The 15,249-nt window shown below is 68.0% G+C and carries 12 protein-coding genes and 1 tRNA gene; 4 read left to right on the top strand and 9 right to left on the bottom strand.

The genetic code is table 11. The annotated features are described in order from the left end of the window. Positions 1-22: 22 nt before the first annotated feature. Positions 23-922 carry a sigma-70 family RNA polymerase sigma factor gene (locus ASE10_RS18135; RefSeq protein WP_056104371.1) on the top strand — a complete coding sequence of 300 codons (900 nt, stop codon included), beginning with the start codon at positions 23-25 and terminating at the stop codon, positions 920-922. Between the two features lie 62 nt (positions 923-984). Here the strand turns inward: ASE10_RS18135 and sugE are convergent, their stop codons facing one another. The 8 genes from sugE to ASE10_RS18180 form a co-directional block, all read right to left on the bottom strand. After that, the gene (gene sugE / locus ASE10_RS18140; RefSeq protein WP_056306343.1) at positions 985-1,302 is read right to left on the bottom strand and encodes a quaternary ammonium compound efflux SMR transporter SugE; all 318 of its coding nucleotides are present in this window, start codon (positions 1,300-1,302) and stop codon (positions 985-987) included. A gap of 79 nt (positions 1,303-1,381) precedes the next feature. Then, on the bottom strand, positions 1,382-2,149 hold the full coding sequence (gene rlmB, locus ASE10_RS18145) for a 23S rRNA (guanosine(2251)-2'-O)-methyltransferase RlmB (RefSeq protein ID WP_055910550.1): 768 nt from the start codon (positions 2,147-2,149) through the stop codon (positions 1,382-1,384). A 341-nt stretch (positions 2,150-2,490) separates the two neighbouring features. Then, a complete protein-coding gene (gene rnr, locus ASE10_RS18150) occupies positions 2,491-4,977 on the bottom strand; it encodes a ribonuclease R (protein WP_056306365.1) in 2,487 nt (828 codons plus the stop codon). A 109-nt stretch (positions 4,978-5,086) separates the two neighbouring features. After that, positions 5,087-6,883: an XVIPCD domain-containing protein gene (locus tag ASE10_RS18155; RefSeq protein WP_157481186.1), complete on the bottom strand. Its 1,797-nt coding sequence runs from the start codon at positions 6,881-6,883 to the stop codon at positions 5,087-5,089. An 18-nt stretch (positions 6,884-6,901) separates the two neighbouring features. Then, positions 6,902-7,579 (bottom strand): hypothetical protein, encoded by a 678-nt coding sequence (locus ASE10_RS18160; RefSeq protein WP_157481188.1) that lies wholly within the window; start codon positions 7,577-7,579, stop codon positions 6,902-6,904. Positions 7,580-7,597: 18 nt separating this feature from the next. After that, on the bottom strand, positions 7,598-8,110 hold the full coding sequence (locus ASE10_RS18165; protein ID WP_157481190.1) for a hypothetical protein: 513 nt from the start codon (positions 8,108-8,110) through the stop codon (positions 7,598-7,600). A 149-nt stretch (positions 8,111-8,259) separates the two neighbouring features. After that, complete coding sequence (locus ASE10_RS21365) at positions 8,260-9,147, bottom strand: SRPBCC family protein (protein ID WP_082586143.1); 888 nt, start codon at positions 9,145-9,147, stop codon at positions 8,260-8,262. 16 nt (positions 9,148-9,163) lie between these two features. Beyond that, a tRNA-Leu gene (locus tag ASE10_RS18180) sits at positions 9,164-9,248 on the bottom strand. 289 nt (positions 9,249-9,537) lie between these two features. On the opposite strand from ASE10_RS18180, the gene parC reads away from it, so the two are divergent. The 3 genes from parC (at position 9,538) to ASE10_RS18195 (ending at position 13,141) form a co-directional block, all read left to right on the top strand. Next, positions 9,538-11,781, top strand: a complete 2,244-nt coding sequence (gene parC, locus ASE10_RS18185; RefSeq protein ID WP_055910569.1) for a DNA topoisomerase IV subunit A — start codon at positions 9,538-9,540, stop codon at positions 11,779-11,781. Between the two features lie 10 nt (positions 11,782-11,791). After that, positions 11,792-12,448 carry a thiopurine S-methyltransferase gene (locus ASE10_RS18190; RefSeq protein WP_055910572.1) on the top strand — a complete coding sequence of 219 codons (657 nt, stop codon included), beginning with the start codon at positions 11,792-11,794 and terminating at the stop codon, positions 12,446-12,448. Between the two features lie 225 nt (positions 12,449-12,673). Next, entirely contained in the window at positions 12,674-13,141 is a 468-nt protein-coding gene (locus tag ASE10_RS18195) for a hypothetical protein (protein ID WP_055910575.1), read from the top strand. A gap of 93 nt (positions 13,142-13,234) precedes the next feature. Here the strand turns inward: ASE10_RS18195 and asnB are convergent, their stop codons facing one another. Further along, positions 13,235-14,914 carry an asparagine synthase B gene (gene asnB, locus ASE10_RS18200; RefSeq protein WP_055910577.1) on the bottom strand — a complete coding sequence of 560 codons (1,680 nt, stop codon included), beginning with the start codon at positions 14,912-14,914 and terminating at the stop codon, positions 13,235-13,237. Positions 14,915-15,249 lie beyond the last annotated feature (335 nt).

Below are 15,249 nucleotides of genomic sequence, written 5' to 3' on the forward strand. Positions count from 1 at the left end.
CGCCACGAATCGGAAACGTGACATGAGCAATCAAGACTGGCTGGCCACGCAATTCGAGGCCCATCGCGATCATCTGCGGGCGGTAGCCCAGCGCATGCTGGGGTCGCACAGCGAGGCCGAGGACGTGGTCCAGGACGCCTGGCTGCGCATGAGCCGCGCCGACACCAGCGAAGTCGACAACCTCGGCGGCTGGCTGACCACGGTGGTCGCGCGCGCCTCGCTAGATGTGCTGCGCTCGCGCAAGACCCGCGCCGAGGAATCGCTGGACGCGCAGCCGGTCGAACACGACTACGGCAGCGACGATCTGGAAGGGCCCGAAGACCAGGTGCTGCTGGCCGATGCGATGGGCCCGGCGCTGCTGGTGGTGCTGGATCGGCTGACGCCGTCGGAGCGGATCGCATTCGTGCTGCACGACTTGTTCGGCATGTCGTTCGAGGACATCGGCCCCATCGTCGGGCGCAGCGACATCGCCGCGCGCCAGCTCGCCAGCCGCGCGCGCCGCCGCGTCCAGGGCGCGGTCACGCCGGACCCGGACCTGGCGCGCCAACGCAAGGTCGTCGACGCGTTCCTGGCGGCTTCGCGCGGCGGCGACCTGCTCGGCCTGCTGTCGGTACTGGACCCGAACGTGGTGCTGCGCGCCGACGCCGTCGCCGTGCTCACCGCCAGTGCCAACCAGTCCGACGGCGCACCGCGCCTGGCGCCGGAACTGCGCGGCGCCAAGACGGTCGCCGAAACCTTCGTCGGTCGCGCGCAAACCGCCCGAGCCGCCATTGTCGCCGGTGCCGCGGGCGCGGCCTGGGCACCGGACGGCGCCCCACGCGTCGCTTTCGCCTTCAGGGTGGTCGGCGAACGCATCGTCGCGATCGAGATCATTGCCGACCCCGCGGGGATCGCGAACGCGAATGTGGCGCTGCTGGACTGAGCCGTCGCGCGACTCGGCGGCCGTCTCCGGCCGCCGCAGCGAGACTCAAGGCGGGGCGAAGTTCAAGGCGTAGCCAGCTTGAGCCCGACCAGCCCCGTCACGATCAGCGCCACGCTGATCACGCGCAACGCGTTCAGGGGCTCCTGGAACAGGACGATGCCGAGGATGACGGTGCCGACCGCGCCCACGCCGACCCAGATCGCGTAGGCAGTGCCGACCGGCAGCGACTTCATGGCGATGCCGAGCAGGCCCAGGCTGATCGCCATCGCGGCGGCCGTGCCCACGGTGGGCCAGAGTTTGCTGAAACCGTCGGTGTATTTGAGGCCGATGGCCCAGCCGATCTCGAACAGACCGGCGAGTACGAGAATGATCCAAGGCATGACAGGTCTCCTTTCGCGATGGGGCCGTCCCCGGGCGATTGGAGCGGCGGGGTCGTCCCCGCTTCCTGATGCCCGTGGATTATTTCACGGGGACCAGGCGCTGGCGCACCGCTTCGAACAAGGTCACGCCCGCGGCTACGGACACGTTCAGGCTCTCGACCGCGGAGCCGTCGGCGCCGCCGGGCATCGGGATCTTCACCAGTTGATCACAATTCTCGCGGGTGAGCCGGCGCAGGCCGTCGGATTCGCCGCCCAGCACCAGGCCGACGTTGCCGCGCAGATCGATGCTGTAGAACGAGGCCTCGGCTTCGCCGGCCAGGCCGTACAGCCATACGCCCAGCTGCTGCAGTTCGCGCAGGGTACGCGCGAGGTTGGTGACCGGAATGATCGGCACGCTGTCGGCGGCGCCGGCCGAGGTCTTGCGCACGGTCGCGTTGACCTGGACCGCGCGGTCCTTGGGAATGATCACCACGGTGGTGCCGGCCGCGGCCGCGCTGCGCAGGCAGGCGCCGAAGTTGTGCGGGTCCTGCACGCCGTCGAGTATCAGCACCAGCGCGCGGCCTTCGGCGGCCTCGATCAGGCCCTGCAGCTCGTTCTCGTCCCAGGTCTTGGCGGCGGCGTAGCGCGCGACCACGCCCTGATGGCGCAGACCGCCAGCGACGCCGTCCACGGCCTGGCTCGCGACCTTGCGCACGTCGATGCCGACGCGGCGCGCATTGCTTTCGATCTCGGCCAGGCGCGGGTTCTTGGCGCCGGCTTCGATCAGCACTTCACGCACGTTGTCGGCGTCGTGCTCGATCGCCGCCGAGACTGCGTTGATACCGGCGATCCATTGTTTCTGGCTCATGGGGGTTCCGTATGCGGGAGCGACCGCCGACCGGGCGCGAGCCGGGCCGACGGGAGGACAAGGGGGGAGATTCTAAGCCAGCGAGGGCCCTGAGGCCTGTTCCGGCCCCGTCCCGCGCCCCCAAGGCGCGGTTTCCCCCTTTAAAAATGGGCCAACGGCATTTGCCCTTGGCTTGCCTGCACGGCGAAGCCAATCCCGCGCTGCGGTTCCGTCGCATGAATCGGAACCGGGTTCGGGCGCTCGCCCCCACTTCAAGGGGGCACCCTGGCGCTTGTTTCGCCCGCTTCGGGCGCGGGGCGCCTCCGTCCGGGAAAGAAGCCCGCGAACTCGCTCCTACCCGTTCAATACTTCTGCTTGCTGCGCTTGGCCGGCTGCCCGCGCGGCGGCAAGGGTTTGGCGCCGCGTTCCTCGACCAGTTTGAAGTCGATCTTGCGGTCCTCGACGCTGGCCTTCATCACCACGATCGAGACCCGGTCGCCGAGCCGGAACTCGCGCGCGGTGCGTTCGCCCTGCAAGGTCTTGCGGATCGGATCGAAGTGGTAATAGTCGTGCGGCAGCTGGGTAACGTGGATCAGGCCGTTGACCTTGGACTCGTCGAGCTCGACGAACAGGCCGAAGCTGGTCACGCCGCTGATGGTGCCCTCGAACTCGCCGCCGACGTGCTGCTCCATCCAGGCGGCGCGGTAGCGCTCGTCGACCTCGCGTTCGGCCTCGTCGGCACGCCGTTCGCGCTCGGAACATTGCAGCGCCAATGCCGCCATCTCGCGCGGCGAGTACAGGAACTGATCGGGGCGCGCGCCGCTGAGCGCGTACTTGATCGCGCGGTGCACCAGCAGGTCGGGATAGCGGCGGATCGGCGAGGTGAAGTGCGCGTAGGCCTCCAGCGCCAGGCCGAAGTGGCCGAGGTTGTCCGGCGCGTACACCGCCAGACTCTGGCTGCGCAGCAGTACCGACTCGATCAGGGCCGCATCGGGACGCTCGCGCACCTTCTTCAGCAGCTCGGTGAAGTCGCGCGGCTGCACTTGCGGCCACGGCGGCATGCGCAGCTTGAACTCCTTGAGGAACTCCTGCAGGTCGGCGTACTTCTGCTCCGGCGGCCGTTCGTGGTTGCGGTACGGCGCCGGCACGTGCGCGCCGATCAAATACTTCGCGGCTTCGACGTTGGCCGCGATCATGCATTCCTCGATCAGCTTGTGGGCGTCGTTGCGCTGGAGCATGCCGGCCTGGACCACTTCGCCGCGCTGGTCGAGCACGAAACGCACTTCGCTGGATTCGAACTCGATCGCGCCGCGGCGCTGGCGCGCCTTGGACAGCACGCGGTAGAGCTGATGCAGGCGCTGGATGGCGGGCAGCAGCGAGCCGATCTGGGCCAGCGCGTCCGCGCGCGCTTCTTCCTCGATGCCCTCGCCTACCGCGCTCCAGACCTGGGTGTAGGTCAGGCGCGCATGCGAGTTCATCACCGCTTCGTAGAACTTCGATTCGGTCACCTGGCCTTCGCGGTCGATCTGCATGTCGCAGACGAAGCACAGCCGGTCGACCTTGGGCTTGAGCGAACAGATACCGTTGGACAAGGTCTCCGGCAGCATCGGCACCACGAAGCCGGGGAAGTAGACCGAGGTCGCGCGGCGGGTCGCCTCTTCGTCCAGCGGCGTGCTGGGACGGACGTAGTGCGAGACGTCGGCGATCGCGACCACCAGGCGGAAACCGTCGCGGTTGGGTTCGCAATAGACCGCGTCGTCGAAGTCCTTGGCGTCTTCGCCGTCGATGGTGACCAGCGGGGTCGAGCGCAGGTCGACGCGTTGCGCGGCCAGTTCGGGCGGCACGGTCAGCGCGACGCCGGCGGCTTCGTCGAGCACGGCCTGCGGGAATTCGTGCGGCAGTTCATGGCCATGGATCGCGGCCTGCACCGCCAGCGAGGCGGTCAGGCGTTCGCCCAGCACCGTCAGCACGCGGCCGATCGGCGGGCGCTTGGCGTCCGGCGCCTGCACCAGTTCGCAGACCACCAGTTGACCGTTCTGCGCTTCCAGGCGCGCATCGGGCGGGATCTGCACGTTGCGCTGGATACGGCGATCGTCGGGCACGACGTAGCTGATGCCGGACTCCACGGTAAAGCGCCCGATCAGACGGTTGAGGCGGCGCTCCAGCACTTCGACGATCGCGCCTTCGCGGCGGCCGCGGCGGTCGACGCCGGTGACGCTGGCGAGCACGCGGTCGCCGTGCATGGCCTTGCGCATTTCGAACGGCGGCAGGAACAGATCGTCGCCGCCGCCGGCTTCCGGACGCAGGAAACCGAATCCGTCGGGGTTGGCGATCACCACGCCCGGGATCAGGTCCATGCGCGCGGCCGGGGCGAACTCGCCCTTGCGGTTCTGCAGCAGCTGGCCTTCGCGCAGCATCGCCGCCAGGCGCTTGCCGAGCGCGTCGAAACGGTCGGGCTCGCTCAGGCCCAGGGTCTCGGCCAGGACCTCGGCGCGCATCGGGCCGTCGGCCGCGGCCAACAGTTGCAGGATCGCTTCGCGGCTGGCGATGGGCTGCTCGTAGCGGCGCGCTTCGCGCTCGGCGTAGGGATCGTTGTAGGCCGACGGCGCATTGCGCGCGCGCGGCGCGGGCGGCGCCGCCGCATCGGCCTTGCCGCGCTTGCCGCCCTTGCCGGGTGCGCCGTGCTGCAGGTTCTCCGGCAGCCAGGCCGGGCGCGGGGCGGCGGTCTTCTTGCCGCCTCCGCTCTTGCCGGCGCCTTGCTTGCCGCTCGCCGGCTTGGCGCCGGCCTTCGCGCTAGGAGCGCGGGTGGATTTGCCGGGCTTGCCCCCGGCCGGGGTCTTCTTGCTCATCGCGGCATGGTCGCACATCGCCATGAACGCGGTGTCGTCGGCCCGGCACCGCCGATGCATACCGGGCCACGCCGTTGCGGCGCCGCCCGGCTGCGAAACGGGCCCTGGCTCAGCCCATCCGCTGTGCGCCGCGACCCGGCGACTCCGGCCCGCTCAGGCCCTGTGCCTGCTGCTGCGTCTGCTGCGCGCTGATCTGGGCCAACTGGTCGAAACTCTGCGCGGCCGGAATGCGTGCCGCCTGATTGGCCTCGACCTGGGCATGGAAATGCGGGCCGCGCTCGCCGGACGGCGAATACATCGCGAACACGTGGACCTCGCCGTTCGCGGTCGGTCGGCCGATGGCGACGCGGTCGATGCCGTGGCTGAGCGGATCGGCCTTGTGCCGGCACAACAGCTGCGCCGAAATGTTGTCGCATTGCTCGGCGTTCCAGCGTCCGTCGGCGGCGAGCACACCGCGGATGTTGCCGAAGGCGGCGTGGTCGGGATGGTTGCGGTCGCGCGCATCGTTCGCGCCCAGCGGCTGGCCGGCGGGACGCGGCGCGCCCGGCGCCGGGATCGGCCCGATCTCGTTGCCGCGACGATCGAGTTCGGCCGGCGTCGGCCGGTGCGGCGCCGGCTGCGCGGGGCCGGCCGGGTTGGCGATCGGCGGCGTCGCCACGGGCGCGGGCTGCGCCGTCACCGGCGCCGGCTCGGCGCGCAGCGCGGGCGCGTTGCGATCCACCCGCAACAGACGCTCGGACGCGCCGTTGCGGTCGATGTTGAGATCGACCACGCGGTTGGCCTGATTGACCCGCGACAGGTCCTCGCGGTCGACCTCGCTCCAGGTGCCGCGCACGAAGGCGTGGCCGTTGCCCTTGCGGTCCCAGGTCACGAAGTCGTTGCCGGCCGCGTACACGCCGTTGTCGTTGAAGCGGCCCGGCTCGGTCTGGCTGGTGCGCGCCTGCTGGTAGGCGCCGCCGCGGTCCAGCGCGTGGATGAAGGGCTCGGCCTGCTCGTAGTTCACGAACAGGCGGCGCACGGTCGCGTACTCGCCGGGCAGGTTCGGATGGGCGCGGTCCTGGTCCAGGCGCGTGGGGTTGATCAGGGGATTGGCGGTGACGTGTTGCCAGACCGGATGCAGCGGGCTGTCGGGGTGGGAATTGCGCAGCGCGTTGACGACGTCGGCGCCGTGCAGGGCTTTGTCGCGACCGGTTTGGAAGTAGTCGGTCGCCGCCGGGCTCAAGTTACCGATGGCATCGCTGACGTCGTTCACGCTGTGGTACTGGCCGCGCTCCAGCGCGGCCAGGATCGGGCGCGCTTTCGCTTCATTCTGGTTGTAGACCTTGGCCACCATCGCGGCCAGCTTGACCTGATCGTCGCCCGAGGCGTCGCGGTACACCTGAGAACGTTGCAGCGGAGCGATCGCGCGATCCATGAGCTTGTCGACTTGGGCCACGTCGCGGTCATGCACCCAGGTCACACCAGCGTCCGACGCGAGAAAACTATCCAGGTGCGAGCGCACCGTAGCGTCGATGTCGCGCCCTTGTTCGTCACGAATGGCCGTACCCTTACGCCCGAGGTCCGCCGTGGTTTGATTCACCGGTGCCTGATTCAAGACCCAATCCGAATGATGGGTCCGTGCCCAGGCCTGGTAGGCGTTGACCAGATCGGCAGGTACGTTCTCGCCACCGGGGACGTTGGGTTGATAGTGCTGCCCTAGATCGGTCTGGATCGTACCTATGGTGTAGCCGCTGCGATCGGCCGTTTCGATCCGCGCGGTATCGGCCAGATCGCCGGCCACGGCGAGTCCGTAGGCCTTCTCGCCACTCTCGGAACTCACGCCCATAGCGAAATAGATGGTGGCGCGTAGTTCGGCGTTTGTCAGGCCAGGCCGCGCTGCAGGACGATGTTGGGGAGTATCGGTCATGGTCAGCCCCTCCTGGGCTTATTCGCCGGCGCAGGTTTCCGCGGGATCCAGGGGCGCGGCCTGGAATCGGGGCTGTCGACTGAGCGTGAGATAGCGATCGATCACTTTGCTGTATTGCTGGTACCACACCAAATGCTCGCCTTCGCGTTCGAAATACCCGACCTTGCGGGTGAACTTCGGACACACCTCGTAACCGCCGTTCTGCGCGACCTCGCTGCAAGCGTCGTATTCCAGCTTCTTGCCGCGCACATGGCCTTCAAACTTTCCGTCCGAACCGCTGAGGTCCGACCCGTCGGTCCAGGACCCCATATAGAGATCGCCTTCGCGCTTGAACGTAATGCCAACGTAGTGCCCCTTGGAGCAACGCGTACTGAAACCCCAGTCGCCGGCGAACGGATCGGCGCCTGCTTCGGTCGCCGCCGTCGTCGTCGCGGTAGGTCGCTCGTTCTGTGCCGAACAAGCGCTGCCCGACAAAGCCAATCCGGCCAGGCACAGCATTGTCCAGGCTTTGCGCTGGACGGATCGATCGAACATTCCGCTCTCCTTGTGGGCCTTCGATTTTCGCCTCGGAACCGTATGCAGCCCCGCTCCACTGATCAAAAGAATAGTGCCGCCCAGCCTGCGCAGCCGTCGCGCCAATTCGGCATTGGTGAGTCCCGGTCGTGCTGCGGGATGCTGATTCGGCGTATCGGTCATGATTCGCCCCTCCTGGGCTTACTCGTCGCATACTTCCGTCTGATCGACGACAGGAACTTGTTGTTGGGGTTGATGATCCAGGATTAGGTATTCGGTCCTTACGGCGCCGTCCCGGAGATACCACACCAGTTGTTCACCACGGCGGACGAAATACCCGGCGCCGCGGGTATACGAGGGACAACGTGCATACCCACCCCGTTGCTCGGTTACGGTGCATACGTCGTACTTGAGCTTGTCGTCGTCCTGCATTCCCTTGAACTCGCCGCTCGAGCCCCAGATGTCGGTGCCATCGCTCCAAGTGCCGGTATAGCGATCGCCTTCGCGCTTGAGCGTGATGCCGACGTAATGCCCCTTGTAGCAGCGAGTGCTGAAACCCCAGTCGCCGGCGAACGGATCGGCGCCTGCGTCCGTTGCCGCCCTCGTCGTCGCGGTAGGTCGCTGGTTCTGCGCCGAACAAGCGCTGCCCGACAAAGCCAGTCCAGCCAGGCACAGCATCGTCCAGGCTTTGCGCCGGACGCATCGATCGAACATTCCGCTCTCCTTGTGGGCTCTCGACTTGCGCCTCGGAGCCGTATGCGGTTCCGCTCCAATGATCATAAGAATAGCGTCGCCCAGCATGCGCGGACGTGTATGCGGCGACATTGCGGCGAATCGAAGCAGCGATGTGATTATTCGTGTGACTAACTACGCGCGAAGCGTGCCCGCAGTCGGCCATTCCAGTCGTTGACCGCGACGAGCAAGCGTTCGCGCAGCTTCGCGACGTCCTGGTCGGTGCCGACGACGGCCAGGCTGCGGGCGTGGCAGACCAGCGCGCCGCCCGCGCTTTCCTCGATGCGCCAGCGATGCTGGCCGGGCCAGGGGCCTTGCAGCAGGTCCCATTCGAGCCGGCGGCCGGGTTCGACGCAGGTCAGGCGCGCGACCGAGAGCGTTTCGTGTTCGCGCCAGCACAGCGCGGAGCCGGGCTGCGCCGGGCCCAATAAGTTGGAGGCCGAGATCCGGTCGTGCCATTGCGGCCAACAGGCGATGTCGATCAGGCAGGTCCAGATCGCGGCGGGGCTGGCATCGACGCGAGTACAGGCGCCGATGGCGATGGAAGTGGGAGGCGGTGTCAGAGGCGAACTCCTGTGCGGAATCGTGGGTGGTTGGTTCGGAACGAGGATGCGGCGCGAGCGACACCGGCTTCGGCGCCGCGCATGCGAGCAGACTCGGCATGGCGATGACCTCGCGCAGCGGCACGGGATCGGAAAGCTGGGTGTCCGGCGGCGAGCGCGCGGCGGCCTGTAACGCGATGCGATGCCGCGCGTGAGCGGCGGCGCAGGACGGCGTGTGGCGTGGGATACAGCGACCGGGATCGAGCGACCCGGTTGGAACCGTCGGGCGTTACCCGGCAGGGGACGCGGAAACCGAAGCCGAGGCCTGCGCCGGCCGAGTCTAGGCCGGCCGGATCGGCGACGGTTGGAAGAACATCGAAGCCCAGGCTGCGGCCGGAGCCGGGGCCAGTGCGGCAGCTGCGGCCGCGGAATCGGGCCGGAACGGACTCTGAAAACGAAAAACCCCTGATTTCTCAGGGGTTCTTCTGAAGAGTGGTGCCCAGGAGAGGACTCGAACCTCCACGGTTTTACCCGCTAGTACCTGAAACTAGTGCGTCTACCAATTCCGCCACCTGGGCCTATCGCGACGCTGTGGGCGCTGCGAGGAGGCGTATGTTGCGTTGCGGTGAGGCGGCTGTCAACGGTTTTGTCACAACGCCGGCTCAACGCCGGACTCGGCAAGGCCGCCCCCTGGCGCCCGCTCGGGCCGGCGCGGCGCGCGCCCGTGCCGCGGCCCCGATCGCCCCATGCCTTGGCGCCGGCACGTGCGCCGACTTGCGCGAGCACATAAGCCGAGATCGCGGCTCCGGCCCGGTACAGCGACGGGTAGAATCGCGAGGTCACGCCTTAGCGAGTTGATTGCGTTCCATGACTGAATCCGTACGTCCGGTGTTCCACGGCTTCGAACAGATCCCGCTGCGCGAGTACGCCGAGCGCGCCTACCTCGATTACTCGATGTATGTGGTGCTCGACCGCGCCCTGCCCTTCCTCGGCGACGGTCTCAAGCCGGTACAGCGCCGCATCATCTATTCGATGAGCGAGCTCGGCCTCAACGCCGGCGCCAAGCCGAAAAAATCGGCGCGCACCGTCGGCGACGTGATCGGCAAGTACCACCCGCACGGCGACAGCGCCTGCTACGAAGCGATGGTGCTCATGGCCCAGCCGTTCTCGTACCGTTATCCGCTGGTCGAGGGCCAGGGCAACTTCGGTTCCAGCGACGATCCCAAGTCGTTCGCGGCGATGCGCTACACCGAATCCAAGCTGACCCCGATCGCCGAAGTGCTGCTGGGCGAGCTCGCCCACGGCACGGTCGACTGGGTGCCCAACTTCGACGGTACCCTGGAAGAGCCGACCTGGATGCCGGCGCGCCTGCCGCATCTGCTGCTCAACGGCACCACCGGCATCGCGGTCGGCATGGCCACCGACGTGCCGCCGCACAACCTCAACGAAGTCGTCAGCGCCTGCGTGCGCCTGCTCGACGACCCGGACGCGACCACCCGCGACCTGTGCGAGCACGTGCTCGGCCCGGACTATCCGACCACGGCCGAGATCATCACCCCGCGCGCCGACCTGCTCGCGATGTACGAAACCGGCCTGGGCAGCGTGCGCGCGCGCGCCACCTGGGTGAAGGAAGCGCAGAACTTCGTCATCACCGCGCTGCCCTACCAGGCCTCGCCGGGCAAGATCATCGAGCAGATCGCGCAGCAGATGCGGGCCAAGAAGCTGCCCTGGCTGGAAGATCTGCGCGACGAATCCGACCACGCCAATCCGACCCGGATCGTGCTGGTGCCGCGCTCCAATCGTGTCGATGCCGAACAGCTGATGGGCCATCTGTTCGCGACCACCGACCTGGAAAAGAGCTACCGCGTCAATGTCAACGTGATCGGCCTGGACGGCCGTCCGCAGGTCAAGGGCCTGAAGGCGCTGCTGAGCGAGTGGCTGGTGTTCCGCACCGACACCGTGACCCGCCGTCTCACCCATCGCCTGGAGAAGGTCGAGCGCCGCCTGCACCTGTTGGAAGGTTTGCTGGTCGCGTTCCTGAACCTGGACGAGGTGATCCGCATCATCCGCAGCGAGGACGAACCGCGTCCGGTGCTGATGGCGCGCTTCGGGCTCAGCGAGGAGCAGACCGACTACATCCTCGAAACCAAGCTGCGCCAGCTGGCACGCCTGGAAGAGATGAAGATCCGCGGCGAGCAGGACGAACTCGCCGCCGAGCGCGAGAAGTTGATCGCCACCCTGGGCAGCAAGTCCAAGCTCAAGAAGCTGGTCAAGGACGAGCTGCTGGCCGACGCCAAGAAGTTCGGCGACGCCCGCCGTTCGCCGCTGGTCGCGCGCGATGCCGCCCAGGCGCTGTCGGAAACCGAACTGGTCGCCAGCGAACCGATGACCGTGGTGCTCAGCGAAAAGGGTTGGGTGCGCGCGGCCAAGGGCCACGACATCGACGCGTCGACCTTGAGTTATCGCGACGGCGACGGCCTGCTCGGCTCGGTCAAGAGCCGCAGCACCCAGCAGGTCGCGTTCCTGGATTCGACCGGACGCTCGTACTCGACCGTGGTCCACGGCCTGCCTTCGGCGCGCGGCAACGGCGAGCCGCTGACCGGGCGCTTCTCGCCCGCGGCCGGAGCCTCGTTCCAGGCCCTGGCCAGCGGCGACAACGACAGCCGCTTCGTGCTCGCCTCCAGCCACGGCTACGGCTTCGTCACCCGCTTCGAGAACCTCACCGGCCGCAACAAGGCCGGCAAGGCGATGCTGTCGCTGACGCCGAACGCCAAGGTCCTGCAGCCGGCCGCGGTCGGCACGGTCGAGCAGGACCGCGTGGCCGCGGTGACCAACGTCGGTCACCTGCTCGCGTTCCCGGTCTCGGAGCTGCCCGAACTCGACAAGGGCAAAGGCAACAAGATCATCGACATCCCCAAGGCCAAGCTCGGCACCGAGCGCGTGGTCGCGGTGGCGGTGGTCGCGCCCGGCACCACGCTCAGCGTCCGCTCCGGCAGCCGCAGCATGAGCTTGTCGTGGAAGGACCTGGACGCCTACGTGGGCGCGCGCGCCACCCGCGGCGGTCTGCTGCCGCGCGGCTGGCAGAAGGTCGAAGGCCTGTCGGTGGAATGAGCCCGCCCTAATGGAAGCTCAGTTCTGGCACCAGCGCTGGCGCGACAACCAGATCGGCTTCCATCAGGACCGGCCCTCGCCGTTGTTGCTCAAGCACTGGCCATCGCTGGGTCTGGCGCCGGGCAGCCGCGTATTCGTACCCTTGGCCGGCAAGACCCTGGACATGCCCTGGCTCGCCAGCCAGGGCCATCGGGTGCTCGGCGTGGAACTGTCGCGGATCGCGGTCGAGGATTTCTTCGCCGAGCATGATCTGCGGCCGGAGATCGTCGAGTCGCGTTATGGCCGCCACTACCGCGCCGGCGCGATCGAACTGATCTGCGGCGATGCTTTCGCGCTGGACAGCGAAGCGCTGGCCGGCTGCGCGGCGGTGTACGACCGCGCGGCATTGATCGCGCTGCCGCCGCCGCTGCGCCGGCGCTACATGCATGACCTCTATCCGCGCCTGCCCGCCGGCTGCCGCGGTCTGCTGATCACCCTGGAATATCCGCAGCACGAGAAGCAGGGACCGCCGTTCTCGGTGACCCAGCCCGAAGTGTTCGAGGGTTACGCCGAAGATTGGAAGGTCGAGGTACTCGAACGCCGCGACATCCTCGCCCAGCAACCCGGTTTCGTCTCCGAAGGCGTGACTCGCTTGGAAACGGTGGTGTACCGGCTCGAACGGACGTAAAAGCCGCAACTCTCGATGGTCGCCCTGCCAAGCGACGAATGCGATCCGACGAAACCCGGTTTTCGAGCGACGAGTCCGAGTGACAGCGTCACGGAACAGGCCAGACACTGAGCGCGACGGCCAGCTGGCCGTCGTTTGCCGCCGGCGACGGCACCGGCGCGGAAGCGCCGGCGAACCCAGGCCGCCGTCGGCTCCATCCACTCAAGCACGCAAGGATCTGCGTCCATGAAGCTCACCTGCTCCAACACCGCGCTGTTCGCAGCGGCTCTGTTGCTGTCCCCGATCGCCGCCGCCTCGCCGCCGCCGGATGCCAGCGCGCGCATACCGATCTGCAACGGCGGCTATTTCGCCGAGATGTCGCTGGACTTCGGCAATACCGGCACCACCGCGACCGTCGTGGCCAAAGCCACGGTGGTCAGCACACCGTTCAGTCCGTTCCCGCCGCCGCCCCCGTACTACAACGTCTACGCCGCCGCCTCGCACCGCCCGGACGCGAGCTCGGGCTGGGTCACCAACGACCAGAACCTCGAAGGCTACGGCGCGTATCCGGCATCGCCGGCCAGCGCGACCAAAATGGTGTTGCGCAGCCCGACCTGCGAACTGGCCGGCAACGCCGTGGTCAGCGTGCATTGCCCTGCCGGCAATTGGGAATACAAGACCCTGGAGCGGACCTGGGTCGGCTGCGGTCTGTAGGCACGCGAGAACACCGCAGCGGAATGCGGCGGCCGCACCGCCGCCACGAACGGGCGCCGCCATCGCGGCGCCCGTTTCGTTCGCACGCCGGGCTCAGCCCAGCGCAGCCTGGTGCACGCCCGCGACCGCACGCCCCGACGGGTCGGCCGCGTTCGCGAACGCCGCGTCCCAGGCGATCGCGGCCGGCGACGAGCAGGCGATCGATTTGCCGCCGGGCACGGTCTCGGCGCAGGCGGTGCCGGGGAAGTGGCGTTCGAAGATCGAGCGATAGTAGTAGGCCTCCTTGGTCTGCGGCGGGTTGATCGGGAAACGCCCCGCCGCCGCGGCGAACTCGCGGTCGCTGACGTGGGCTTCGGCGTGCGCCTTGAGCCCGTCGATCCAGCCGTAGCCGACGCCGTCGCTGAACTGCTCCTTCTGCCGCCACAGGATCTCGTCGGGCAGATAGCCCTCGAAGGCCTCGCGCAGCACGGCTTTCTCGATCCGGCCCTTGCCGGCCATCTTGGCCTGCGCGTCCATGCGCATCGCCACGTCCAGGAACTCGACGTCCAGGAACGGCACGCGCGGTTCCACGCCCCAGGCCATCATCGACTTGTTGGCGCGCAGGCAGTCGTAGCTGTGCAACGCGTCGAGCTTGCGCACCAGCTCCTCGTGGAACTCGCGCGCGTTCGGCGCCTTGTGGAAATACAGGTAGCCGCCGAAGATCTCGTCGCTGCCCTCGCCCGACAGCACCATCTTCACGCCCATCGCCTTGATCCGCCGCGCCAGCAGGAACATGGGCGTGGAGGCGCGGATGGTGGTCGTGTCGTAGGTCTCGATGTGCTGGATCACGTCCGGCAGCACATCCAGGCCTTCTTCGAAGGTATAGGTGAAGCCGTGATGCACGGTGCCCAGCGCCTTGGCAGCGATCTCGGCCGCGGCCAGGTCGGGCGAACCCTCCAGGCCGATCGCGAACGAGTGCAGGCGCGGCCACCAGGCCTCGGCCTGATCGTCCTCTTCGATGCGGCGGCGCGCGAAACGCGCCGCGCAGGCCGCCACCAGCGACGAGTCCAGGCCGCCCGACAACAGCACGCCATAGGGCACGTCGCTCATCATCTGCCGGTGCACGGCACGCTCGAAGGCGTTGCGCAGTTCTTCCTTGCCGACTTCGACACCGCGCGTGGCCTCGTAGTCGCGCCAGGGCTTGTCGTAGTACTTCACCGGCACCCCGACTTCGCTGTCGTAGTAGTGACCGGGCGGGAACGCGGCAACGTCGTCGCACAAGCGCGCCAGCACTTTCATTTCCGAAGCCACCCACAGGCGGCCGTCGGCATCGTGCCCCCAGTACAGCGGGCACACGCCGAGCGGGTCGCGCGCGATCACGTAGCGCCCGCGCGCCGCGTCCCACAGGGCGAAAGCGAAGATGCCGTTGAGGCGGTTGAGCAGTTCGCCCAGGTCGCCGCCCTCGCGGTACAGCGCGTTGATGACCTCGCAATCGGACTTGGTCTGGAAGGCGTAGGGCGCAGTCAGCTGCTGCTCGAGCTCGCGGTGGTTGTAGATCTCGCCGTTGACGGCCAAGGCGAGCTCGCCGTCCGCCGAACGCAAGGGCTGCGAGCCGCCGGTGGGGTCGACGATGGCCAGGCGCTCATGCACCAGCAGCGCGCGCGGATCGACGCTGACGCCGGACCAGTCGGGGCCGCGGTGGCGTTGGCGCGCCGACAGGGACAGGGCCAGCGGCCTGAGCGGTCTCAGGTCGGCGCCGGGGCGGAGGTCGAACAGGCCGAGGATCGAGCACATCGGGGAATCTCCAAGCTGAGGGGGAACCGCTTTTCTTCAGATCCCCGGCCATGGATGGCCGGGCTCTTGTTCAAGGACGAACGACTGATAAACCCTGGAAATGAAAAAGCCCGCGCTGGTCGGCGCGGGCTTCGTGAGCGATTGAGCGTGTGTTGCGCGCGCTAATCGCCGGCCCGCGGGAGGCTGGCGTTATTGCGATTGTTATTGTTCGACGCAGCCACGGCCGCGCGGCCGCGCAGGGCGGCGCTGCGGATCGGGACGAGGGCGAAAGGACGGGACATGACCCGATCCTGCTTGAGGCCGGGACGGTTTGCAAGCGGCCGCCGCCGCGGCCC

The organism is Lysobacter sp. Root76, assembly GCF_001428685.1.
In the GTDB taxonomy this organism is placed as follows: domain Bacteria; phylum Pseudomonadota; class Gammaproteobacteria; order Xanthomonadales; family Xanthomonadaceae; genus Lysobacter.